Raw genomic sequence first — 22,691 nt, forward strand, 5'->3', positions numbered from 1 at the left:
GGATGGGACTACGTCCGGTATCCCGCCGGGCACGCCGGACGTAGCCCACCCGCATCGGCATGCACTTCCCGGCCGCCGACCGGCGATCACCGACCTGACCGGTGCAGTGCCGCCGCGCTAGCTCGGCGCGGGGAAATTCAGATATGCCCGCGAGGGCGTCGGACCGCGCTGCCCCTGATACTTCGACCCGGCGCCCGCGCTGCCGTACGGATTCTCCGCCGGACTGGTCAGCCGGAACAGACACAGCTGCCCGATCTTCATCCCGGGCCACAGGGTGATGGGCAGATTCGCCACATTCGACAGTTCCAGGGTGATGTGGCCGCTGAACCCCGGATCGATGAAACCGGCCGTCGAATGCGTGAGCAACCCCAGCCGGCCCAGACTCGATTTGCCCTCCAGGCGCCCCGCCAGATCGTCGGGCAGGCTGCACACCTCCAGCGTGGACCCGAGCACGAATTCACCCGGATGCAGCACGAAAGGTTCACCCTGCGCCGGTTCGACCAGGCTCGTCAGCTCGTCCTGGCGCTGCGCGGGGTCGATATGGGTGTAGCGGGTGTTGTTGAAGACGCGGAACATCCCGTCCAGCCGCACGTCGATACTGGACGGCTGGACCAGGTTGTCCTCGAACGGTTCGAGCCCGAGCCGCCCGGCGGCGAACTCCGCCCGGATATCACGATCGGATAGCAGCACGCCACGAGCGTAGCGACCGCTGCCGCGACCCGAAGTCCCCGGTCCGGCAGCTCCCGTTTCCTGTCGCCCCACCCGGGCATACTCCCCCCATGTCCGAGACGAGCGCGCACATCCATCACGGCATCGATTACATCGAGCTCGGCGTCACCGACCTGGACGCCGCCAAACGCTTCTACCGGTCGGCCTTCGGCTGGAAGTTCAACGACTACGGCCCCGCCTACGCCGGAATCCGCCGCTTCGACGGTTCCGAGGGTGAAGCGGGCGGATTGGCGGCGACGGCCGAAGTCCGCGTCGGCGGCCCCCTGGTCCTGCTGTACTCCGCGGACCTCGACACCACCCTCCGCGGCGTCGGCGCGGCCGGCGGCACCGTGACAGAAGGCCCCTTCGACTTCCCCGGCGGCCGCCGCTTCCATTTCACCGACCCGAGCGGCAACCGGCTGGGCGTCTGGTCCGAGCGCTGACCCGGCGATCAGCGAGTGCAGGGGCCGGCCGGAACGGACGAAAAGATTTCGGGCTCGAGCCCGGCCTCTGCTAAGCTGCCCTTCGCGTCTACGGGCGCGTCGCCGGTGTAGTTCAATGGCAGAACTTCTGCTTCCCAAGCAGATGGCGCGGGTTCGATTCCCGTCACCGGCTCCACCATCACACCGGCAGTCCCTGCCATGTTCGCCCGCCTCGCTCCGCATTCCTCGGACACCAGGTCCCATCGGTATCGTGTTCGCCCCCGGCACGGTTACGTCGTCGTCTACCGTGATCCGATGGAAGGCGTTCGGTCCGAGGACGAATACGTCGAAACGCTGCAGCTGGAGCGGCGGCGCTTCGCCTGGGTGCAGGAGCGATACCTCGGGAAAACACCGGCAGAGGCAGCGGCCGCCGCGCTGGACTTCTACAAATACGAGCCACCGGGCACTCCGTACCGCGATCTCGTTTTCCACGACCACGCATGGCACTGGGCGCTACCCGGTTACTACTGGAAGACGCACCCGGAGTTGGCCCGCCCCTGCGAAGCGTACTTCGACGTCGAATAACAGCGACCGCTGTCATTCGATCCGCCGTCTCCGGCGATGTGTCGCGTATCAGCCGGCCGCGGGGATTTCGAGCGCTTCGACGGCGAGGTGGGCGGCGGCCGCCACGAGCGCGTTATCCGGTTCGGCGTCCTGCTCGGATTTGGTGGTGAGTACGGCGATGACGAGCGGAGCCCGTCCCTGCGGCCAGGCGACGGCGACGTCGAGGGCAGAACCGTAGGCAGGGCTTCCGGTCTTGTTGCCGACGGTCCAGTCGGCGGGCAGGCCGGCCCGAATGCGGTTGCCGCCGGTCTTGCTGGCCACGAGCCATGAGGTCAATTGCGCGCGTTCGGGTTCGGCGAGAGTGCCCTCGACGACGAGCTTGCGATAGTCGGCGACCAGCGCCGCGGGCGTGGTGGTGTCGCGCTCGTCACCGGGGATCGCGGTGTTCAGCTCGGTTTCCCAGCGGTCCAGTCGCGAGGTGTCGTCACCGAGGGTGCGCAGGAACGCGGTGAAGCCCGCGGGGCCGTCGAGGAGTTTCAGGATTTGGTTGCCGGCGGTGTTGTCGGACACGGTGATGGCGGCATCGCACAGGGCCGCGACCGTCATACCGGCATCGACATTCTTCTCGGTCACCGGCGAGTTCTCGACGACGTCGGTGCGCGGGTAGTGGATCACCTGGTCGAAGAACCCGGACGACAGGGGATGGTCGCGCAGTAGGGCACCGCAGGCCAGGCCCTTGAAGGTGGAAGCCATCGGGAAGCGCTCGCCGTCGCGGTAGGCGACGCTTCGACCGCTGGCGGTGTCGAACGCGAAGACACCCAGGCGCGCGCCGTGTTCTGTCTCCAGATCGGCGAACGGCTGGGCCGTGCCGACCTGGGTGGTGGCGCCCGCCGGAGAAGTCGCGACCGTGGTGCCCGAATCGGAATCACATGCCGTGGCAACCGAGAGTGCGGACATCGCCAGCGCGGCGGCAGCGAGCCGGCGACGATCGAATGGGACGAGTTGAGCGAGTCTGGAGAGGATCACTGCCGCAGCACATCACCGCCGCTGCGGGCGAGGCCAATAGGAAATCCCGCCGCTGACGAGTCGGGTTCGATATCGCCGCAGTTCACCGCCGATAGGCGCTGCGAACGACGATACGGGGCGGGTTCACTCGCGACGTCGCGTCGATGGTTTCCGCGCCTGCTGAACGCGTGAGATCAACCCCCCGCCGTTGACGACCAGGGCGACCGCCAAGAGGGTCAGCACGAATACATTCTGGCTGGTCCGTAGCACCTCCGCCGCGCAGATGGTGAGACAGACGACCACGACCCAGTTGATCACCACCGACGGTTGCACACTCAACTGCGCCCCTCCTCCCGAAGCCGTGTCCCCGCCGCGCCGGCGCCGCAGCCGGTCCACGGGGGTTTCCCAGGTTACCGTTCGCTCATGTCGAGCGGTCTGCACGCGATCGTTTTCACCCCCGAAGCGGAAAAGGTACGGGCATTCTTCCGGGACATGCTCGAGCTGGAATGGATCGATGCCGGGGGCGGATGGCGGTCTTTGCGATGCCGCCGGCCGAATTGGCCGTGCACCGGCGGAGCAGCCGGGCCACGGCCGCTATCCGATGTGTGACGACATAGAACAGACACTGGCTCAATTGCGCAGTGCGGGTGTGGAAATCGCATCCGAGATCACCGATCGATGTTGGGGTCCGGTTGCCGGAACTCGCCTGTCCGACGGCACTGAGCTGCCCGTTTATCAGCCGCTACATCCTTCACCCGGGCGGTGATTTTCACTCACCGACGCCGTGCTCTCGATTCACGGACTACGCCCGGCCGTCATATTCTGCGATTAGCGGACCTGAAATCCGGTTATTCGGGATAACGTGACCGCTTGACGGATTCGAACGAAGATCGGGCAGTATGCGCACAGATTGCGGGAACGCGAATATCCCGGCGTCAGTCGACTGGATATCGGATCCGGCCGACCGGAAACCGGTAGGCCCTGTCCGCCGCCCGGCGCGCTCGACAACACCGATCTGACCGACCGGCACAGAGCGGATCACAGTCAGCGATTCCGTCGCAACGATCGAGGAGATACCCCATGCTCAAATACCTGTCCGCCGCCGCCGTCGCCGCTGTTTCCGGGCTCGCGCTCACTGTCGCCGGTGGTGCGTGGTCGGCCGACGCCGAGGCAGCCGCATTGCCCGGCGTGCCGGCCGACGTCCAGGTGCACGGGCGGCTCGCGGTACTGGGCGCCGACCGCCCCGACGCCGTGGCGCTGGGTGAACAGGCGTGCGCGACGCTGCACGCGAACCCGACGTCCAGCGGTAAGCGGGCCGCGCAGCGGCAGCTCGCCGGCGCGGGGGTCGCACCCGGCGTTCAGGAGGGCTGGGTGCTGGGGACGACCGTCGACGTACTGTGCCCGGATATGGTGCCCGTGGTGACCGCAGCGGACTAGCGCTGGCAAGTCGCGAATTCGGCCGAGATCACCCACCCACTCACCCGAGTCCGGTCATCACCCCTAGTAAAGGAATCCGGCCAGCGCCCTGGCCACCGTTTCCGGGATCGTCGACGGCGCGAAATGCGTCTGACCGGCGAAGGTCTCGAGGGTTGTGCGGGGCATCCCCGTCGCGAGCCGTTCGACGGTCTCCGGCATCGGCTCCCAGGTATCCGAGCCCCGCATCAGCAGAGTCGGCGTGGTCACGGCCGACCAGCGATCCAGGTAGGCCGTATCCGCGATCATCGATTCGAGATCCCGGCTCCAGCCGTAGGAATCATCGGGCTCGTCCGCGGTCGGTCCAGCGTCTCCCGCGGCATCCAGCAGTGCCGTCGGAACACGGGCCACCTTCTCGGCCAGCAGTCGAACAGCCTGCTGTCGTTCACCTTTCGCGTTCAACGCGTCGTACCGGGCCAGGACGGGCGCGAGTTCGGCGCCCGCCGCGTAGAGCGGCGGCTCCCACAGGGCCAGCGAGCGAACCGGGAGTCCGGCCGCCGCGGCGTGCAAAGCGACCGTGGCTCCGTAGGACATGCCCACCAGATGCGCCGGGCGGCCGATCATATCGATGATCGCCCCGAGGTCGCGTACCTCGTCGGCGAAATGTTTCGGCGAATGGCCGGGACCGCTCGGCGCGTATCCGCGGCGGGCCGGTAGCCACACCTCGAATTGGTGCGCCAGATGTTCGGCGACCGGCTGCCACGAGTGCAGCCCGCCGCCGGAGCCGTGGATCATGATCACCGGGGATCCCGCACCGACCCGCCGGTAGTAGATCCTGGTCCCGTCGAACGACTCGAAGGACGCGGGCGGCTCGCTGGTGAATATCGGCATGCGGCTACTCTCGCAAAGCCGGGCTCACTCCTCCAGCGAATGGCCGCCGGTTTCGCCGGATAACCGATCTGGCCGGCGACACCACCGCATATTCGCTGGTTCCCGCAGTTCTCAGCGGCTTCCCGCTGGCCGAGAGGGCCGTCAGCTGGCGTGCAGCAGCCGGAAACGAGAACCGTGGAAGACCAGCGGGTCGCGATCGGGATGGATGGCCAGGCGGTGGATGCGCAGGATCACCACGGTGTGGTCACCGGCGGGGACGTGCGCTTCGGGCGTTCCCTCGATCCAGACCGAGGCGCCCTGGATGAACACCGCTTCGCCGGTGCCCGCGTGCAGTTCCAGGTCATGGAAGCGGTCGCCCGTGCGCGAACTCAGCGAACGCGCTGCCCCCTGCTGGTCGGTGCCGAGCAGGCTCAGGCCGAGATAGCCCGCGTCGACGAGCCGGGTCCAGGTGGCCGAGCTGTTCTGGATGCAGAACGACACCAGCGGCGGGTCCAGGGAGACCGGGACGAAGGTGCTCACCGCCAGGCCGTCCGGTTTGCCGTCGATCTGGGCGCAGACCGCGACGACCCCGCTCGGGAAGTTGGCGAAAGCGCGGCGCAGGCCGGTGCCGTCGGCGGGTGTTTCGAAGACTTCGTTCATGATTCGCCCTTCACTTCGAGTGGGAAACCGCAGACAGCGCCTGCGCCACCGGCTGCCACCGCTCGGCGTACGCGTCGAGGACGCCGTCCTCCGCGAACGTCCGGTCGGCGAGGTAGAGCCCGGGTAGGGCGGTGGTGGCGCCCAACTCCACCAGGACCGGTTTGAGCAGCAGATCCGGGGCGAGCGCGTGGGCGGGCCCGGCGCCCAGCATCAGCGGAACGGCGAGTACCCCGGCGAGTCCGGTACCGCCCTCGAACTGTTCCAGGAACAGCTTCAGCAAACCCGTGTAAGTGGCCTTGAACGTAGGGCTGGCGAAGATCACCAACTCCGAGGCCGACACCGCGCGCGCGGCCTCGCCGACCGCCGGATCACCCCAGCTGAGCAGGCCGGGCCCGAATTCGACCAGGTCGATGACCGCGGGCTCGGTATCCGGGCGCAGTGCCCGGGCCAGGCCCACGGCCGCCGTCAGAGTTCGGGATGCCGGTTTCGGGTTACCGACCACAACCGTCACGGTCACGCCGTAGCCTCCTGTCCCCGGCGCAGGCCGGTTCGACTCGTGCTGTCCTGTCAGTTCAGCATCCGGGGCCCTGCTACGGGAGGGTTCGGCTCTGCGCGATCGGAACCGGCCGACCGGGTCAGCACATACAGGCCCTGTAGAGACCCGGGCGAACCCTGATGAACCGGGCGGTCGACACCGGGCGGGAAGTACCCGGCCAGGCGGCCGCGACCAGTGGCGACAAGGGTGAGATCGGTGGTCGCGGCGATCGCGCCCAGCGATTCCGGGGTCACCGATTCCACCAGGAAGGCGCCGCCCCGTTCCACGAAAGACGCGATCCGGCCGGAGGTCTCGAACGAACTGTCGACGGTGACGCCGACGTAGCCGTCGAAGGCGATGCGACCGACGGGTCGCTGGCCTCGGGTGTGGTGACGGGCGGTTGCGGGCAGCCCGACAGACCGCCGCGGGCCCGCGGACCCGGTGGGACGCCCACCCGCCCGCGTCTCGTCGCGCAGTGCCGCGCGATCGCGGTCACTGTAGAGGGCGACGTCGAAGCCGGCGTCGAGCAACCCCAGCGCCGCGGTGACGCCCGCGGGGTCGGCGCCGATCACCGCGGCCGTACGGGCCGCGGTGACAGGCGAATTCTGTGGTGTCATGCAGGCATGCTGCAAGGTCGTGATCCCCGGAAGCAGTATTGCGCTCAGCGAGAATCATTTCCGACTGTTCGGATTCAGTGAAACATCCCGTCCCACTTATGGTTTCGAACAACCACAGGGCTGTCCGGAATCCCGGACGGGACAGGCTCGGCCGGAGGGGCCTACTGAGTCTTACCGAGGCATTCCGAGACGATCTTGTTGGTCGCGGCGCGCGCCTTGTCGGCGTCCTCCTGGCTCATGCCCAGGGTTTCCGGGTCGGCCATCCGGGTGTCGAATTCGTCGCTGACCATGGTCTGCAGGCCGTCTTGCGAAATGCCCTCCGAGATGTACAGTTTCGCGGCGCAGTCGGCGAAGGCCGGATCCTGCAGCCCCTTCTCCTGCAGAGACTTGGACAGATCCGCCTCGGTCAGCGCAGGCGCGGATTCGGTATCGCTACCGCAGGCCGCCGCGAACAGCGGCAGAATCACGAAGGTCGCGGTAATCAGGGTCTTCCGCACCGGGTTCCTCTCTCAGATGTATCGCACGGATGCCGCGTCGACCGGGGAACAGTTACCCGCGGCCGCCCGCATGACGTCCACGCATGTGTGTAGTCGCAGTCACACTCGGCCCGCAACCTGGGGCCCGAAATTTCGACATGACTCACACTGGAGATCCGCGCGGTCGCGCGCCGGATATCCGGAATTCGCACACCGTGTTCCAGGCTCCGAGTCGCGGTACAGACGCATGAAAGCTACATTTCCTCGATCATGTCTCTTATAATCCGGCCGCCGGGACGTGCTCCCGGCCCGTCAGCCCCGCTTGCCCCGGGCTCCCCGAACAGCGGCGACGACACCTTCTCCGCCGCGCGAAAAGCAACTGAGGGCTAGCGCCTGCTGTTAGGCTCGGCACCCGCAATCCCGCATCGCGATCGGAGAGCCGGAACATGACGACCCTCAACCACCACCGCGTCGGCCGCGGTGAACCCCTGGTGCTGGTCCACGGGGTCGGCAGCCGGTGGCAGGTCTGGGAACCGATCATCGACGCGCTCGCCGAACATTTCGACGTGATCGCGGTGGACCTCCCCGGTTTCGGCGAATCGGCCCCACTGCCGCGCACCACGGTCGACACGCTGACCGACGCGCTCGCCGACTTCCTGGCCGACGAGGGCATCGACCGCCCCCACCTGGCCGGCAATTCGATGGGCGGCGGGATCGCGCTGAACCTGGGTGCGCGCGGCCTCGCCCGCTCGGTGACAGCCTTCTCCCCGATCTTCTTCTGGGACACCCCGGGCCGGATCTGGTGCCAGCAATCGCTGGGACAGTCCAAGAGACTCGGTCGCATCCTCGGGCCGACCATGCCCAAGGTCCTCGGCACCGCACTCGGCCGAACCCTGTTCCTGGGCCTGGTCTTCGGCAAACCGTGGGCGGTCGGCAGCGGGATCGCGCTGGACACCGCACACGGCGCCGTCGATTCCCTGGGGTTCTCCCCCGCCCTGGACTCGTTCACCGACGCCGGGCTGCACGATCCCGGCGCACTCGCCGAACTCCCGGTCACGATCGCGTGGGGCAACCGGGACATCCTGCTCACCTACGCTACGCAGAGCCGCCGCGCCCGGAAGGTGCTGCCGCGGGCCCGCCACATCACCCTCGAGGGCAGCGGCCACACGCCGTTCTACGACGATCCCGACGCCTGCGCCCGCGTACTGCTGGACTTGCTGCCCACGCAGCCGGGCGACCACGGCGGCGGCCGGCCCTGATCCTTCGGCATCCCGCTCAGCGGCCCTGCCACACCGGGTCGCGCTTCTCCGCGAAGGCCAGCGCACCTTCGGCCGCGTCCTTGGAAACCAGTGCTGGAAGGGCGATTTCGCCCTGCTTCGCGAATCCCTCCGCCGCACTCCAGTCGGGGGTCTCGTCGATGATCCGCTTACTCGCCGCCACCGCGAGCGGGGCGGCGGCCGCGATCTCACCGGCCAGCTCCAGCGCGACCTCGAGCGCCTCGCCCGGTTCGGTCACCCGGTTGACCAGGCCCAGCTGATAGAGCCGCTCCGCGCTGATCCGGCCGCCGGTGAGGGCCAGTTCGGCGACGATACTGCGCGGCAGCCGCTGGGTCAGCCGCATCACTCCGCCCGCCGCCGCCACCAGGCCGCGTTTCACCTCGGGGATACCGAATTTCGCGTCCCGCGCCGCGACGATCAGATCGCCGGACAGCGCCAGTTCGAAACCGCCGGCGAGCGCGAACCCTTCGACCGCGGAGATCATGGGTTTCGCCGGCGGGGCAGCGGCGATACCGAGCGGGCCACGACGCTCCGTCATCGGCACCTCACCGCGCGACATCGCGATCAGATCCATTCCGGCACTGAAAGTTCCCTCGGCTCCGGTGAGCACGAGAACCCGGGCCGAGTCGTCGGCCTCGAACTCGTCGATCGCGGCCTCGATCGCCTTCGCGGTGGCCAGGTCGATGGCATTGCGCGCCCCGGGCCGGTTCACCGTGAGCACGGTTATCGCATCGCACCGGTCCAGGAGCACGGTGTCGGTCATCAAGCTGTCCTCTCGCTGCGCAGAATGAAACGGTCGGCGGCGGTGATATCGATGGCGGCGCCCAACCGGTCGCCGGTGGTGCAGGCCGCGATGGTCTCCTCGTCCGTCGCCCGGATCAGTATGCGGGCCCCGGCCGGGTTGAGAGCACTGGCCACCACGGCTTCGGGTTCATCGCCCGCGGACCCTTTGCGGTGCGGGACCGTGTACGCCTCGAGCACCGCCGGGCCCGTATAGCCGGGGGCGGTGGCGCGCCGGGCGACCGGAACCTCGGCTTCCACGGGACCGAACAGCTCCGCCGGCGGTTTCGCCGAGTACACGCCGACGCCGTGCTTGGTGATGTACCAGCCGAGAGCGGTGGTCAGACCGTAGTCACCGGGATGGCGACGCAGCACCTCGACCATGGTGGCGATCCCGTGGGTGCTGTAGTTGTTGCCCGGGCCGCCGCCGAAGGTCAGGCCACCGGTCACGGTCAGCGGTCGCGTGGGATCGTCGAGGGGCAGGCCCAGCGCCGCCGCACCGACCTGCACGGCCACCGGGAAGCACGAGTACAGGTCGATATGCGCGATATCGTCGATTCCGATTCCGGCGCCCGCCAGGGCCGCCCGGCCGGCCGCCGCGATCGCGGGAGACGCCGCCATATCCGTCCGTTCGGAAAGGAACCAGGTATCGGTGGCGGTGGCGCCGCCGTGCGGGAAGACCCAGAGGTCCCGGGGCACGCCGGCCGCGTCCGCCGCCGCGGCACTGCACAGGATCAGTCCGGCTCCTTGATCGACGGTCAGGTTCGCCATCAGCAGTTTCGGATACGGAGTGGAGACCATCCGGTTGTCGGGCCCGGTGGTGATCAGTTCCGACGTGCTGCGTTCGCGGGGCAGCCAGGCATACGGGTTGGCCGCCGCCACCCCGGAGAACTGGGACCACAGCCGGCCGATCCGGGCCAGATGCGCATCCTCGTCCAGCCCGAGCCGGTTTCGCATCGCGGATTCCATCAGGGCGTACACGTAGATCGGGCCCCACAGGCCGGCCGCGGTCTCCATCTCGGTATTGGGCGCGTCATCGGCGCCGACGACCTGGTCGGGACGCGCGCGCTCGTCCAGTTCCGGCCAGTCCGGTTCGATGCCGGACTTCTTGGCGACGTTCCACGAGAACACCGCCTCGGCCCCGCAGAGCAGGGCGATATCGGATTTGCCCGCGGCGATATCGCGTGCCAGCAGGTTCAGCAGCCGCTGCGGCGCGTCACCGCCGTAGGGCGCCGACTGCAGCGTCCGCTTCGGCGTGGCACCCAGGTCGGCCGCGACCAGGGTGCCCAGGTCGGAGTACTGACGGCTGACCGGAGACACCGAGGCGATCACGTCGGCCGCCCGCAGCAGCGCGTCCCCGGTTCCGCTGTCGGCACCGGCCCGGCGCAGCGATTCGGCCGCGAGCTCGACCGGTCCCGGCAGGCCCGGTTCACCGGGTCGGTGCACGATCTGTCCTACGCCGACGAGCACCGGTGTGCGCGGGTCCATTCCGGTCGGCAGCATGCGTCCTCCGCTTCCTCACTGAAGTAACCCGCTGAAATGCGCGGTTAACTTCTCGATTAGACCATGGAGTGATCTATGTCGCCTGTGGACCGACACCCGGACACCGCCTATCGCATGACAAATCACCGCTTCTACCGGCCGCGCGCATGACACCGGCACGGAACCGCCGATATTGCGTCTGATCAGGCCTGATCCACTGCTAACATGTCCGCGTTCTGCCAGCCAGTCGAAATGTTCCGTGTATCCATCGAGGCGCCCCCTATATGACCGCGGCGTCTTTGACATGACCCGGAGGTCCGACGGTCTTGAAGAGAACCGGTTCCATACTTATGTCTTTGCTGGCGGGCGCCTCGGCCGCACTGCTCGCGACCACCACACCGGCAACCGCGAATCCCAACGCCATCAATCCGATTCCCGTACTGAACGGCACCAACGGACTCCCTCAGTTACACGGAGCCACCCGGGCCGTTTTCCAGGCGACCGGAATGGCCAGCCCGAACGGAACCCAGAACTACAACATGCTCGGCACCGATCTGGGCATCATGTGGGACAACGGGCAAGGCGAAATGCTGACCGCGTTCGGCGATACCGCCGGATTCGGTTTTCCCAATCTTCTCGCGGGCAGCATGTGGGCGTGGCGCAGCAATGTGCTGGTCCGCAGCCACACCCGCGATCCACGCCAGGGCATCTACTTCGACAGCGTGGTCCGCGATGTGTTCGGCCAGGCCAGGGACCTGATCCCCAGCCCGAAGATCCCGCTGCTGGAGATCAGCCGAATTCCCACCGCCGGTATCTCCGTGGGCGGTGTTCAGTACATGAGCCTGATGTCGGTGAAAACCTGGGACACCCCGGGAGAATGGACCACGAATTACTCCGGCCTGGCCGCCTCTGCCGATAACGGTGAAACCTGGGCCGATCTCGCCTTCACCCGCCGGCCCAACGAGGGCGCGAACCGCAATTTCCAGATGAATTCCTTCCTCAAAGACGGCGGTTACGTTTACGTCTACGGCACCGCCTCGGGCCGGGACAATGCCGCGTACGTTTCCCGGGTACGAGAGCCGGATATCCAGAACCTGGGCGCCTACGAATACTGGGACGGTGGCGGCTGGAAACATGGCGACGTGAATGCCGCGCGACCGATCATGCACGGTGTCGGTGAACTGTCGGTCATGTGGAACGACTATTTGGGGCAATTCGTATCGCTCACCACCGACCCGTTCAACTCGGTGGTCATGCGTACGGCCGGATCTCCGGCGGGCCCGTGGAGTGAACCGCGCGTATTGATCGATACGCGCGAATTGCCCTCGGCCTACGCGCCGTCGATTTTCCCATATCAAACCGGTAGCGATCTGTACTTCCTCACCACCGTTCACAATCAGTACAACGTCGTACTGATGCGCACACAGCTGTGAGCATCGCACCGGATTTTGCTCCACCGCTTGACCTGAACAATAGTTGAGGTGTGAGGCTGGGTCGCGACACTCCGACGAACCAGCAGGAGACCCCGTGACCACGACCTCGACCCCACTCGGTGACACCGACGCGATCCACGAGTGGCTGCGCAGCGCGGCGCAGCCCATACTCGGCACCGACGCCACCGATACCGGAACAGACCTGCGCGAACTCACCGACAGCCTGGCCGCCGCCACGGTAGTCGGGCTCGGCGAATCCACTCGGTTCTCTCGGCAGACATATGGCATCCGGGACCGGATCTTCCGAACGCTGGTCACCGAACACGGTTTCCGCACGCTGGCCATCCAGGACAACGCCCGGTCCGGCGCCCGGCTCGACGCCTATGTGCGCACCGGCGCCGGTGATCCGGGGAGCCTGCTCGCCGGAGCTTGGCGCCCCTGGCGCACCCGGGAAACCGTCGCGAGCCTGGAATGGATCCGCGCCCGCAACCTCGCCCACCCGGAGGATCCGGTCGGCGTCATCGGTGTGGAGCCGCCGACCGCCGAAGACGCCGACTACGACGAGTTGCTGGCCTATGCGCGCCGCTGGTCCCCGCGGCGGCTGGCGGAACTGGAAGCGCACCTGACACCGATCCGCAGCGCCCATCGCATCGACGAACACGTGCAACGCCACCAGGGCATCCACCCGGGACGCCCGTTCGCCGAAGATGCCCGCGACGCGCTCGCGCTGATCGAATCGCTCCCGGCACCGGCCGATACAGACGCGGCGGCCGCCCGCACCGAAGCCCTCGGACACGCCCGGTTGATCGTGGAATTCCACGAGAACAGCGTCGCGGGTCGCGGCGGTTTCGCCAATCCCGTAGCACCGGCTCAGCCGTTGATCGACCATCACCACCGCACCGGAGCCCGGATCGTCTACTGGGACGGCATCAGCCATACAAGCGGTTCGGACCCCCGGCTCGTCGGGACCGCCACGGACCGATTCAACGCCGAAGGCGGGCAGTTGCGGGCCCACTTCGGCGCGGCCTACCAGTCGGTCGCGATCGGCTTCCACCACGGGGACCTCGGCGTGGCCGTCGCGCCCGATCCGGGGCCCGAACTGATCGACGCCGCCCTCGGCACGGTCGACTTGCCCGCCTATTTCGTCGATCTCCGCGCCGACGCGCCCGCCGCGGCGACGAGATGGCGAACCGCGCCCGCCCGGGCCCGGGTCATCAGCGGTGTCTACGACCCGGCTCGCGACGAAGACGCCTATATCGCGGTGGAATCCCTGGCCGCGGCATTCGATGTGCTGATCCATATCCGCGAAACCACACCGGTGCGTTGGCTGCCCGAATTCGATGCCACCTGAGCGACCCTGACCCCCCGCCGGCCGCCTCCATACACTGACCCGTATGAAGGCGGCCGAATGGGACGCACGCTATGTGCAGAGTGAACTCGTATGGGGCGCGCCCCCCAACAGCACGGTCGTGGAGTACGTGCACGGCCTGGACCGGCGGGTTCCCCGCCTGCCCGGACCGGACGGGCAGACCCCCGAATTGCCCCGCGCACTCGACCTGGCCTGCGGGGAGGGCCGCAACGCGCTGTGGCTGGCAACCCACGGCTGGCAGGTGCACGGCATCGACTTCTCCCAGGTCGGCATCGACAAGGGCCGGACGGTGGCGACCCGGCTGTCCCGATCGATCCGCGAGCGGATCACCTGGCAGTGCGCCGACCTCACCGACTCCGAGGCCGATTTCGACGGCCCCCGCGAACTGGTCCTGATGGTCTTCCTGCATCTACCCGCGGCGGAGCGGCGCGCTCTGCTCCGCCGCGCGGCCGGGTTGCTCGCACCCGGTGGTGTGCTGCTGGTTCTCGGACACCACAGCGACAATCCAGCGCAGGGGTTCGGGGGTCCGCAGGACCCTGGCATCCTGTTCACATCCGAGGACGTGGTCGCCGATCTGGGCGCCGATTCCGGCGTGGAGATCGACACCGCCCGGCGAATATCGCGTCCGACCGAGGGCCGGGACGCGATCGACGCACTGGTCGTAGCGACGAAATCAGCACCCGAGTAGTTACGGCGGTCACGAACTCCAGCGCTGGAACCAGGGCGTAAGGGTCTGCGCGATCGTGTCGAATCCCTTCCGGAAGGAATGCGGCTGCCCGGGTATCACTCGGACCTCCGCGGCATCCGCGGCATCCGGGATCCCGAACGGATCGCTGCCGCCGTTGATCACCACTACATCGGCGTCCCCGGCCGCCAGCAGTTCGTCCCGCCGCGATTTCTCTGGTTTCCCCGGTGGATGCAGCGGAAAGGACACTGCCACGATCCCGCGGGCGCCGACCTCGACGGCGGTCCGGCACGCGACCCGGGCGCCGTTGCTGCGCCCGCCCTGCACCAACGGCAGGTCGGGCCCGAGGTCCGCACGCAACGCGGCGATCAGTTCGACCCAGGATCTGTCCTGGGGTTCGGGTTTACCGGGTGCGCGCCGCCCCGCCACCCGGTAGGGCTGCAGCACCCGCGCGACGGCCCCGCCCGCGGCCAGCGCGGTATCGCGAACGGTGTCGATATCCGGGGTATCCACACCGCCGCCCGCGCCATGGGTGAAGACCAGTAGGAAGGCAGGTACGTCCGGGCAGTCGATCTCGGCCTCCGCGGGCCCTGAGCTCGTCTCGATCCGCACGCCTCACCCTAGCCAGCCCGGAGGCCGGGCGGCCACGGCGGCGACGGACACGCCGCTGAGGACGCGGGCGACCGGCCCGTTACCGGAAAACCGCCGCTGACGACGCTCATCTGTTTCTCGCGTCACATTGCGGTGCGAGCCTTTGCCCACCGCCTTACCCGTCGGTAATATACACTGTAAGTTACCCGTGGGTAGCCCCTGTCCAGGGCCACTACCGCGGCAGCCAACGGGCGGGAACGGCAGCTGAACCGACCGCACCCGACTCAACGGAGAGTGAGTATCACAATGGGTCATTACAAGAGCAACGTCCGCGACCTGGAGTTCAACCTCTTCGAGGTACTCGGCCTCGGCAGCATCCTGGAATCCGGCGCCTACGGCGATCTCGACGCCGACACCGTGAAAGAGATGCTCAACGAGGTGCGACGCCTGGCCGAGGGGCCGCTGGGCGAGTCCTTCGCCGACGCCGACCGCAACCCGCCGGTCTTCGACCCCGAAACTCATACGATCTCCATCCCCGAATCGTTCAAGAAGAGCTACCGCACCCTGCAGGAAGGCGGCTGGGACTCCTACGCCGTCGACCCCGAACTCGGCGGTATCGACTTCCCCCGCGCCGCCTACTGGGCCATCGCCGAACTGGTCCTGGGCGCCCAGCCCGCGGCCTTCATGTACGCGGCCGGCCCCGGCTTCGCCAACATCTTCTACAACAACGCCACCGACGAGCAGAAGAAGTGGGCCAAGATCGCCGTCGAGCAGGGCTGGGGCGCCACCATGGTGCTCACCGAGCCCGACGCCGGCTCCGATGTGGGCGCGGGCCGCACCAAGGCGGTTCAGCAGGAGGACGGATCCTGGCATATCGAGGGCGTGAAACGCTTCATCACCTCGGCCGACTCCGATGACCTCTTCCCGAACATCATGCACCTGGTGCTCGCGCGCCCCGAGGGCGCCGGACCCGGCACCAAGGGACTGTCGCTGTTCTTCGTGCCGAAGTTCCACTTCGACCACGAAACCGGTGAACTGGGCGAACGCAACGGCGTTTTCGTCACCAATGTCGAACACAAGATGGGCCTGAAGGTCTCGGCCACCTGTGAGGTCACCTTCGGCGGCCACGGCGTTCCGGCCCAGGGCTGGCTCGTGGGCGAGGTCCACCAGGGCATCGCGCAGATGTTCGAAGTCATCGAACACGCGCGCATGATGGTCGGCACCAAGGCGATCGCCACCCTGTCGACCGGTTACCTGAACGCGCTGGACTACGCCAAGCAGCGTATCCAGGGCGCGGACCTCACCAAAATGACCGATAAGACGGCCCCGCGGGTCGCCATCACCAACCATCCCGACGTGCGCCGCAGCCTCGCCACCCAGAAGGCGTACGCGGAAGGCCTGCGTGCGGTGTACCTCTACACCGCGGCCCACCAGGACACCGATATCGCCGCCGCCGTCTCCGGCGCGGACGCCGACACCGCGGCCCGCGTCAACGATCTGCTGCTGCCGATCGTCAAGGGCGTCGGCTCCGAGCGCGCCTACCAGTACCTGACCGAATCGCTGCAGACCCTGGGCGGATCCGGATTCCTGCAGGACTATCCGATCGAGCAGTACATCCGCGACGCCAAGATCGACTCGCTGTACGAGGGCACCACCGCCATCCAGGCGCAGGACTTCTTCTTCCGCAAAATCGCCCGCGACCGCGGCGTGGCCCTGGCACACGTGGCGGGCCAGATCCAGAAGTTCATCGACTCCGAGGCAGGCAACGGACGGCTCAAGGCCGAACGCAAACTGCTGACGACCGCGCTCGAGGATGTACAGGCCATGGCCGCCACCCTCACCGGCCACCTGATGGGCGCCCAGGAACAGACCGACGAGCTGTACAAGGTCGGCCTGGGCTCGGTGCGCTTCCTGCTCTCGGTCGGCGACCTGCTCATCGGCTGGCAGCTGCTGCGGCACGCCGAGGTCGCCGGCGCGGCCCTCGATGCCGGCGCCGAGGGCGCGGACAAGAGCTTCTACCAGGGCAAGGTCGCCGTGGCCCAGTTCTTCGCCCGCAATATCCTGCCGGAACTGACCGCCACCCGGGCGATCCTGGCCAACCTCGACAACGACATCATGGAACTGGACGAAGCGGCGTTCTGATCTGATTCGCACGCACGACACAGCGACCCGGGAAACTTCCCGGGTCGCTGTGTTTTTCGATTCGCCAGGACGCGGAGACGCGGGCTCGCCGGCCGGCCCACATCCACACCCGCCGACCTCGACACACCCGGCCACACCGCCGGCGATCCCAGCTTCGGGCGGTGTCCTGTTCATCAACATCCATCCCCAAGCCCCTGGAGTCGCCTTGCTGCCGGCCCGAAATCCGCAACGGTTCATGGCAAGATGGCCCGCACACCCGTGCAGTTCCGCAGGAGGACATCGACAATGAGCCGTCGCCCGCTGTCCGTACTGGTACGCGCCGGAGTCGCCGGTGCGGCCGCGGCCCTCGTTCTGGCCGGTCCGGCCGGCGCGGACCCGAACAATGTGAACCCCATCCCGGGCATCAACGGTCAGCCGCGTGGCCTCCCGCCGCTGCCGGGCGATACGCAGGCCGTCTTCCAGGTGACCGGGATGGACAGCCCCAATCAGACCCAGCGGATGAATGTGCTCGGCACCGATCTGGGCGTGATGTGGGACGACGGCGGCGGCACGCTGCTGACCGCGTTCGGCGATTCCGCGGGGCTGGGGGTGCCGAACCTGCTGGCCGGCAGCATGTGGGCGTGGACCAGCAATGTGGTTTTCCAGAGCCACACCCAGGATCCGTCACGGGGGATCGTCTTCGACGGCGCGGTACCCAATCCGCTGCCCAGCCCGAAGATCCCGGGTATCGAGATCAGCCTGATCCCGACGGCCGGTATCTCGGCGGGCGGGGTCCAGTACATGAGCATGATGTCGGTGAAGGAGTGGGGCGACCACGGCCGATGGACCACGAATTTCGCGACGCTCGCCGCGTCCGGCGACGGCGGACGGACCTGGGCCCAGCTGCCGAACACCCGGCGCGGGAACGTCGACGGGCACGAACGTTTCCAGCAGAACGCGTTCGTGAAGGACAACGGCTACGTGTACCGGTACGGCACTCCGGCCGGCCGCAACCACTCCGGGTATGTCTCCCGGGTGCGTGAACCCGATATCGCGAATATCGACGCCTACGAGTATTGGGACGGTCACGGCTGGAAGGCCGGCGATGCCAAGGCGGCGGCGCCGGTGGTCGAGGGCGTGGCGGAACTGTCGGTGCAGTGGAACGAGCACCTGCGCAAGTACGTGATGACGACGACCGATCCGTTCAACTCGGTGGTCCTGCGTACCGCGGACGCGCCGGAGGGACCGTGGAGCCCGCCGCGCGTGCTGGTGGAGGCGGCAGCGCTGCCCACCGCGTACGCCCCGATGATCTTCCCGTACCAGACGGGCGGCGACCTCTACTTCCTGCTCACGGTGCACAACCAGTACAACGTGCTGCTGATGCGTACACCGCTGTAGCCGATCGGGACAGTGACCCGGTCACAGACGACGGCCCGCCCTACCGAGTCCGGAGGGCGGGCCGTTCGTCGTTCAGGTGGGTGAGCCGTTCGTCGTTCAGCGTGAACCGGGCCGATTGCGGGAGCTGCTCGGTTGCGCTCCGGTCGTCGGTTGCGCGCTGGTGGTGGGCTGGGGTTCCCCGCTCGGCTGGGCTTGCGGGTCTTCGGCCTTCTTGTCCTCCGGAGACTCGCACTTCACCTCCGGAACCGGATCGTATTTCACCGTCCGGGTATGGCGGGAAACTTCCTGACCCGTATTGACATCGCTGATCACCCGGGTATTGGAGATCGTGAAGCCCGGCGCGCCGGTGGAGGCGATGCAGTCGTCGCCCTCGGGCAGCGTGATCGTCTGCGGATCGGTCGGCTTGGTCTTCTCACCGGTGATCGATTCGACGTTCACGGTTTTGGTGCCCCAGATCCGGACCGTCACATCCGAACTGTCCGCGAAGGCCTGGATGTAGAGCCCGTGCGGGGTGTTGTTGCGGAACGACAGATCGATAGCGCCGTCGAACACAGTCGCTTCCCGGGCCGCCGGGTAGCGGGAGATGTAGTAGCTGTGCTCGGTGTGGCCGGCATCCTCCAAACCCGCGAAATACGACGCGTTGTAGAGCGTCGTAGCGAACTGGCTGATCCCACCGCCCACAGCTTTACTCGGGCGCCCGTGATCGATGATGCCGGATTCCACGTACCCTTCGGCCGCGGTGCGCGGGCCGGTGAACCCGTTGAGCGAGAAGGTGTCGCCCGGTTTGACGACCGCTCCGTCTACCTTTTCCGCGACGGTACGGATGTTCACGCCTGACGGGCCGCTGAAATCACCGGTCGTGAACTCGCCCATGACCTCGGTGATGCCGAGGCCTTCGGCCGCCTGCGTCGTGAGTTTGGGTTCGATCCGCTCGTAGATCCCCGGTGTGGTGCGCTGCGGCCCGGCCGCAGCCAGCATCGCGGGCAACTGGTCCAGCGTTTTGGCCCAGTTGATCTTGTCGCCGACCACCGCGGGAACGACGCTGGGCGCGCCCGAGAAGGTGAACGTCGCGTCCTTCGGTTCCACCTCGGTTCCGGCCAGTTGCGGGGCGAGCAGATCGGTGGCCACCTTGTGGTCGAATTCGACCCGCAGCCCCCCGTGACCGTCGGGTACGAAACCGACGATCGTGGCGATCTGCTCGGGGCTCAGGGCGGCGTTCGCCGAACCCTTGCCGGTGTAGGCGACCGGCGCACTCACCGCGGGTTCGGCGATCTGGTGCATCGCCTGATCGATCGCGTCCTGTCGCACGGCGGGCGGCGCGGCGGCGACGGGCAGGTCCAGGGTGGCGGCGGTGGCCCACTGCTCGGTCAACACGGTGCGCGCGGCGGGCAGGTCCAGCACCCGCCCGGAGACCGGGTTCACCTCGACGGGCCGCGTGCCCTCGAAATGGATTCCGCCCTCGACCGGCGGCTGGTCGTGCACCCGCAGTTCCGCGAAGGTGCGGTCCAGCGCGGCCTCGTCGACCGAGCTCGCGACCCCGACCTTGCGGGTGGCGACGAACGACAGCAGCCGGGACGCGGGGTTGAGCGGCTGACCGCCGATCCGCTCCCAGGTCCCCTCCCAGTCGACGCCCAGGCCCGCGGCGGAAGGCACCAGTTGGGTCTGCACATCGGCGATCTTCACCGGGACCACTTCGCCGGAACGGGGGTCGAGGGTGGCCTGCAACTTCGTCCGGGCGGCTTCCTCGTCCATACCGCCGATGGCGACGCCGGCGACCTCGACTCCACGGGGGATCTTGCCGGAGGTCATCACCAGATCGGCGATATAACCGACGAGCGCGACACCGAAGACGATCGCGGCGACCAGCAGCACGCGCCGGGCGGCGGCGGAATCGCGCAGCCAGGTCCGGGCGCCGGAGAACCGGCCACCGCCGTCACCGGAACCGCCGGAACCACCCGGGCGCCCTTTCGGACCCCGAGGCGGCACGCGCGAACCGGAAGAACCCTGCGCCAGGACATCGGCGCTGGTCGGATTATCGGGATGACCGGGCCACGACGCCGGTCCGCCGGACAGCCGCCGGGTGAGCGCCGCCGAGTCGAACACCTCGGTCGGCGCGTCGTCGGTATCGCGGAAATCGTCGCCCGCCGGAGTCGTCGCGGCGGTGGGCGCCGCGGGCGAGGCGACGGTGGGCAACGGGAACTGCTGGGTGGCGAAATCCGATCCGGTCGGATCGGCGGGCGGGCCGCTCCCGGCTGGAGCCGGGGGATTCGGGACTCCCGGGCCGCGACCGGCAGGCCCTTGCGCAGCCGGACCACGATCGGCGGGACCACGACCGTCAGGACCCCGATCAGCAGGCCCTTGCCCGGCCGGACCACGACCAGCGGGCCCCTGCGCGGCCGGACCACGGTTCGCGGGTCCACGATCGGCGGGTCCACGGCTCGGCAGCGCGGGATCGGCGACACTCGGGCGAGCGACCCCCGCGAGGGGCCCCGAGGTTTGCGGGGGCGTCCCGGCGGCAACAGAACCCGGTGCGGCCGGAGCACCGTTCGTCTCGGACGACGAGCGCGGGCCGGGAGTCCCGTCCGCGGGGGGATTCAACCAGGAGCTGCCGCCCCGCCAACCGGGGGCGACATTCTCCGCCGAATCCGGTTGCGCGGGCGGCTGCGGTGACGGCTGAGCACGACCGGCGTCGGACCGACGTAGACCGCCATCGATCGGCTGTGGGCGGCCGGGGTCGAGTCCGTCACCTCGGTCGGTGTGCGATTCGCCGCTCACGAACCGTCCTCCCCAATCGATACTTCCGGGGACTCGCGGGTGCGAGCCTTCGCCAACGATAGTTGTCCGAACTGTAATCTTCAGTGCCTGATCGATCACAGCTGCGCCATCGGGATACCGATGCGACGTCGCAGTTGGGACATTCCACCCGAACCGAGCCCCGGACAGCAAAGCGGCCCCGTGCAGTCGCCGGGTCGGGGGTCAGGCGAATGCACGGAGCCGACCGGTATATCGGCGGCACGGACAGGTCGTTACACACGAACTCGACGCAACATTTCCACCGGCGGGCAGAATCGGTGACGACGTGCGATCCGGACTCCTACGCGAAGGGGACGTGAGATGCAGTTGGGCATGATCGGGCTCGGCCGGATGGGCGCCAATATCGTGCGGCGGATCGTCGCGGCAGGCCATACCGCGGTGGGATGTGAACGCCACGCCGACGTCATCGACGACCTCACCGCCGAACTCGGCGGCAGTTTCCGGGGCAATACCGACCTGGCTGCGTTCGTGGCCGACCTCGACACCCCTCGGGTGGTGTGGGTGATGATCCCCGCCGGTCTGACAGGTGCCACGGTCGACCAGCTGGCACGCCTGCTGGAGCCCGGGGACATCGTCATCGACGGCGGCAACAGCCGTTACCACGACGACATAGCCCGGGCCGCGCAATTGACGCCACTGGGCATCCACTACCTCGATATCGGGACCTCGGGCGGAGTGTTCGGCCGCGAACGCGGGTTCTGCCTGATGATCGGCGGCGAGACCGAACCCGTGCGGTACGTGGAGCCGCTGCTGCGCGCCATCGCGCCCGGGGTATCGGCCGCGCCGCGGACGCCGGGGCGGTCGGGCGAACCGGGCCCGGCCGAACAGGGATACCTGCACTGCGGTCCGGCGGGGGCCGGTCATTTCGTCAAAATGGTCCACAACGGGATCGAGTACGGCGCCATGGCGGCCTACGCCGAGGGCTTCAACATCCTGCACAAGGCCGACTACGGCAACCGGGACCGCGGCGAATACTCCGCCGAGGAAACCCCGCTCGAGCATCCCGAGCACTATCGGTACGACATCGATATCGCGGAGGTCGCCGAGGTGTGGCGGCGCGGTTCGGTGGTGGCGTCGTGGCTGCTGGACCTCACCGCGGCGCAGTTGCACGCCGACCCGAATCTGGATTCGTTCGGCGGGCGGGTCTCCGATTCCGGGGAGGGGCGCTGGACCCTCGACGCGGCGATCGACATCGGAGTACCGGCGCCGGTGCTCTCGGCGGCGTTGTTCCAGCGTTTCGCCTCGCGCGGGGAATCCGAGTACGCGGACAAGGCGCTGTCGGCGATGCGCGAGGCCTTCGGCGGACATCACGAACTGCCCGAGTCGGGTTAGGCAACGTCGGGCCGCCAGCGGATTTCCGACCCGCAGTGCCGCCTTCGCTCCCGCGTCCGAGGGAAGGGAATGCCCGTGTTCGAGCCGTCACCGGCCCCGGCCACACGCAGAGGTGCCCCGATCGTGTCGATCGGGGCAC

General features: G+C 68.0%; 21 protein-coding genes, 1 tRNA gene and 1 pseudogene. 11 read left to right on the forward strand and 12 right to left on the reverse strand.

Features of this window, described 5'->3' with window-relative positions:
* Positions 1-117 precede the first annotated feature (117 nt).
* Positions 118-690, reverse strand: coding sequence for a dCTP deaminase (dcd, locus tag OG804_RS21495; RefSeq protein WP_328389242.1), 573 nt, complete (start codon positions 688-690; stop codon positions 118-120).
* Positions 691-779: 89 nt separating this feature from the next.
* Between dcd and OG804_RS21500 the strand changes: the two genes are divergently transcribed.
* From OG804_RS21500 to OG804_RS21510, 3 genes are all read left to right on the forward strand, one after another.
* Positions 780-1,151 carry a VOC family protein gene (locus OG804_RS21500; RefSeq protein ID WP_328389244.1) on the forward strand — a complete coding sequence of 124 codons (372 nt, stop codon included), beginning with the start codon at positions 780-782 and terminating at the stop codon, positions 1,149-1,151.
* 101 nt (positions 1,152-1,252) lie between these two features.
* Positions 1,253-1,326: transfer RNA gene (locus OG804_RS21505), tRNA-Gly, on the forward strand.
* Between the two features lie 119 nt (positions 1,327-1,445).
* Positions 1,446-1,715, forward strand: a complete 270-nt coding sequence (locus OG804_RS21510; RefSeq protein ID WP_328389246.1) for a hypothetical protein — start codon at positions 1,446-1,448, stop codon at positions 1,713-1,715.
* Between the two features lie 48 nt (positions 1,716-1,763).
* Here the strand turns inward: OG804_RS21510 and bla are convergent, their stop codons facing one another.
* The gene (gene bla, locus OG804_RS21515) at positions 1,764-2,720 is read right to left on the reverse strand and encodes a class A beta-lactamase (RefSeq protein ID WP_328389248.1); all 957 of its coding nucleotides are present in this window, start codon (positions 2,718-2,720) and stop codon (positions 1,764-1,766) included.
* 123 nt (positions 2,721-2,843) lie between these two features.
* The gene (locus OG804_RS21520) at positions 2,844-3,038 is read right to left on the reverse strand and encodes a hypothetical protein (RefSeq protein WP_328389250.1); all 195 of its coding nucleotides are present in this window, start codon (positions 3,036-3,038) and stop codon (positions 2,844-2,846) included.
* A gap of 741 nt (positions 3,039-3,779) precedes the next feature.
* Here OG804_RS21520 and OG804_RS21525 point away from each other — a divergent pair.
* Positions 3,780-4,136 (forward strand): hypothetical protein, encoded by a 357-nt coding sequence (locus OG804_RS21525; protein ID WP_328389252.1) that lies wholly within the window; start codon positions 3,780-3,782, stop codon positions 4,134-4,136.
* Positions 4,137-4,199: 63 nt separating this feature from the next.
* Here the strand turns inward: OG804_RS21525 and OG804_RS21530 are convergent, their stop codons facing one another.
* The 5 genes and pseudogenes from OG804_RS21530 to OG804_RS21550 all read right to left on the reverse strand — a co-directional run bounded on the left by OG804_RS21530 (position 4,200) and on the right by OG804_RS21550 (position 7,291).
* Positions 4,200-5,003, reverse strand: a complete 804-nt coding sequence (locus OG804_RS21530; RefSeq protein ID WP_328389254.1) for an alpha/beta fold hydrolase — start codon at positions 5,001-5,003, stop codon at positions 4,200-4,202.
* 141 nt (positions 5,004-5,144) lie between these two features.
* A complete protein-coding gene (locus OG804_RS21535) occupies positions 5,145-5,642 on the reverse strand; it encodes a flavin reductase family protein (protein WP_328389256.1) in 498 nt (165 codons plus the stop codon).
* Between the two features lie 10 nt (positions 5,643-5,652).
* Complete coding sequence (locus tag OG804_RS21540) at positions 5,653-6,159, reverse strand: NADPH-dependent FMN reductase (protein WP_328389258.1); 507 nt, start codon at positions 6,157-6,159, stop codon at positions 5,653-5,655.
* A 467-nt stretch (positions 6,160-6,626) separates the two neighbouring features.
* Positions 6,627-6,794: pseudogene (locus OG804_RS32395) on the reverse strand (cadherin repeat domain-containing protein); the annotation flags it as partial.
* Between the two features lie 161 nt (positions 6,795-6,955).
* Positions 6,956-7,291, reverse strand: coding sequence for a hypothetical protein (locus tag OG804_RS21550; protein WP_328389262.1), 336 nt, complete (start codon positions 7,289-7,291; stop codon positions 6,956-6,958).
* A 425-nt stretch (positions 7,292-7,716) separates the two neighbouring features.
* Between OG804_RS21550 and OG804_RS21555 the strand changes: the two genes are divergently transcribed.
* Positions 7,717-8,529, forward strand: a complete 813-nt coding sequence (locus OG804_RS21555) for an alpha/beta fold hydrolase (RefSeq protein ID WP_328389264.1) — start codon at positions 7,717-7,719, stop codon at positions 8,527-8,529.
* A 16-nt stretch (positions 8,530-8,545) separates the two neighbouring features.
* Here the strand turns inward: OG804_RS21555 and OG804_RS21560 are convergent, their stop codons facing one another.
* Positions 8,546-9,310 carry a crotonase/enoyl-CoA hydratase family protein gene (locus tag OG804_RS21560; RefSeq protein WP_328389266.1) on the reverse strand — a complete coding sequence of 255 codons (765 nt, stop codon included), beginning with the start codon at positions 9,308-9,310 and terminating at the stop codon, positions 8,546-8,548.
* Positions 9,310-10,830, reverse strand: a complete 1,521-nt coding sequence (locus tag OG804_RS21565; protein ID WP_328389268.1) for an acetyl-CoA acetyltransferase — start codon at positions 10,828-10,830, stop codon at positions 9,310-9,312. The genes OG804_RS21560 and OG804_RS21565 overlap by 1 nt, the downstream gene beginning before the upstream one ends.
* Before the next feature lie 329 nt (positions 10,831-11,159).
* On the opposite strand from OG804_RS21565, the gene OG804_RS21570 reads away from it, so the two are divergent.
* The 3 genes from OG804_RS21570 to OG804_RS21580 all read left to right on the forward strand — a co-directional run bounded on the left by OG804_RS21570 (position 11,160) and on the right by OG804_RS21580 (position 14,299).
* A complete protein-coding gene (locus OG804_RS21570; protein WP_328389270.1) occupies positions 11,160-12,242 on the forward strand; it encodes a DUF4185 domain-containing protein in 1,083 nt (360 codons plus the stop codon).
* Positions 12,243-12,336: 94 nt separating this feature from the next.
* Positions 12,337-13,593, forward strand: a complete 1,257-nt coding sequence (locus OG804_RS21575; RefSeq protein ID WP_328389272.1) for an erythromycin esterase family protein — start codon at positions 12,337-12,339, stop codon at positions 13,591-13,593.
* Positions 13,594-13,636: 43 nt separating this feature from the next.
* Positions 13,637-14,299 (forward strand): class I SAM-dependent methyltransferase, encoded by a 663-nt coding sequence (locus OG804_RS21580; RefSeq protein WP_328389274.1) that lies wholly within the window; start codon positions 13,637-13,639, stop codon positions 14,297-14,299.
* 9 nt (positions 14,300-14,308) lie between these two features.
* Here the strand turns inward: OG804_RS21580 and OG804_RS21585 are convergent, their stop codons facing one another.
* Complete coding sequence (locus OG804_RS21585; RefSeq protein ID WP_328389276.1) at positions 14,309-14,908, reverse strand: alpha/beta hydrolase family protein; 600 nt, start codon at positions 14,906-14,908, stop codon at positions 14,309-14,311.
* Positions 14,909-15,193: 285 nt separating this feature from the next.
* Here OG804_RS21585 and OG804_RS21590 point away from each other — a divergent pair, with 285 nt between their 5' ends.
* Together OG804_RS21590 and OG804_RS21595 are read left to right on the forward strand one after the other, a co-directional pair.
* Positions 15,194-17,029 (forward strand): acyl-CoA dehydrogenase, encoded by a 1,836-nt coding sequence (locus OG804_RS21590; protein WP_328398587.1) that lies wholly within the window; start codon positions 15,194-15,196, stop codon positions 17,027-17,029.
* 285 nt (positions 17,030-17,314) lie between these two features.
* Positions 17,315-18,406 carry a DUF4185 domain-containing protein gene (locus OG804_RS21595; RefSeq protein ID WP_328389278.1) on the forward strand — a complete coding sequence of 364 codons (1,092 nt, stop codon included), beginning with the start codon at positions 17,315-17,317 and terminating at the stop codon, positions 18,404-18,406.
* A gap of 96 nt (positions 18,407-18,502) precedes the next feature.
* Here the strand turns inward: OG804_RS21595 and OG804_RS21600 are convergent, their stop codons facing one another.
* Positions 18,503-20,599: a VanW family protein gene (locus OG804_RS21600; RefSeq protein ID WP_328389280.1), complete on the reverse strand. Its 2,097-nt coding sequence runs from the start codon at positions 20,597-20,599 to the stop codon at positions 18,503-18,505.
* A 921-nt stretch (positions 20,600-21,520) separates the two neighbouring features.
* Between OG804_RS21600 and gnd the strand changes: the two genes are divergently transcribed.
* Positions 21,521-22,552, forward strand: coding sequence for a phosphogluconate dehydrogenase (NAD(+)-dependent, decarboxylating) (gene gnd / locus OG804_RS21605; RefSeq protein WP_328389282.1), 1,032 nt, complete (start codon positions 21,521-21,523; stop codon positions 22,550-22,552).
* The last annotated feature ends 139 nt before the right edge of the window (positions 22,553-22,691 follow it).

It is taken from the genome of Nocardia sp. NBC_00416, assembly GCF_036032445.1.
Taxonomy (GTDB): Bacteria; Actinomycetota; Actinomycetes; order Mycobacteriales; family Mycobacteriaceae; genus Nocardia.

Excerpts from the sequence above, each read along its gene's own strand:
- OG804_RS21500 (WP_328389244.1), top strand. The coding sequence starts at position 780 with ATGTCCGAGACGAGCGCGCACATCCATCACGGCATCGATTACATCGAG.
- OG804_RS21510 (WP_328389246.1), top strand. The coding sequence starts at position 1,446 with ATGGAAGGCGTTCGGTCCGAGGACGAATACGTCGAAACGCTGCAGCTG.
- OG804_RS21525 (WP_328389252.1), top strand. The coding sequence starts at position 3,780 with ATGCTCAAATACCTGTCCGCCGCCGCCGTCGCCGCTGTTTCCGGGCTC.
- OG804_RS21530 (WP_328389254.1), bottom strand. The coding sequence starts at position 5,003 with ATGCCGATATTCACCAGCGAGCCGCCCGCGTCCTTCGAGTCGTTCGAC.
- OG804_RS21535 (WP_328389256.1), bottom strand. The coding sequence starts at position 5,642 with ATGAACGAAGTCTTCGAAACACCCGCCGACGGCACCGGCCTGCGCCGC.
- OG804_RS21555 (WP_328389264.1), top strand. The coding sequence starts at position 7,717 with ATGACGACCCTCAACCACCACCGCGTCGGCCGCGGTGAACCCCTGGTG.
- OG804_RS21560 (WP_328389266.1), bottom strand. The coding sequence starts at position 9,310 with ATGACCGACACCGTGCTCCTGGACCGGTGCGATGCGATAACCGTGCTC.
- OG804_RS21565 (WP_328389268.1), bottom strand. The coding sequence starts at position 10,830 with ATGCTGCCGACCGGAATGGACCCGCGCACACCGGTGCTCGTCGGCGTA.
- OG804_RS21570 (WP_328389270.1), top strand. The coding sequence starts at position 11,160 with ATGTCTTTGCTGGCGGGCGCCTCGGCCGCACTGCTCGCGACCACCACA.
- OG804_RS21580 (WP_328389274.1), top strand. The coding sequence starts at position 13,637 with ATGAAGGCGGCCGAATGGGACGCACGCTATGTGCAGAGTGAACTCGTA.
- OG804_RS21590 (WP_328398587.1), top strand. The coding sequence starts at position 15,194 with ATGGGTCATTACAAGAGCAACGTCCGCGACCTGGAGTTCAACCTCTTC.
- OG804_RS21595 (WP_328389278.1), top strand. The coding sequence starts at position 17,315 with ATGAGCCGTCGCCCGCTGTCCGTACTGGTACGCGCCGGAGTCGCCGGT.
- gnd (WP_328389282.1), top strand. The coding sequence starts at position 21,521 with ATGCAGTTGGGCATGATCGGGCTCGGCCGGATGGGCGCCAATATCGTG.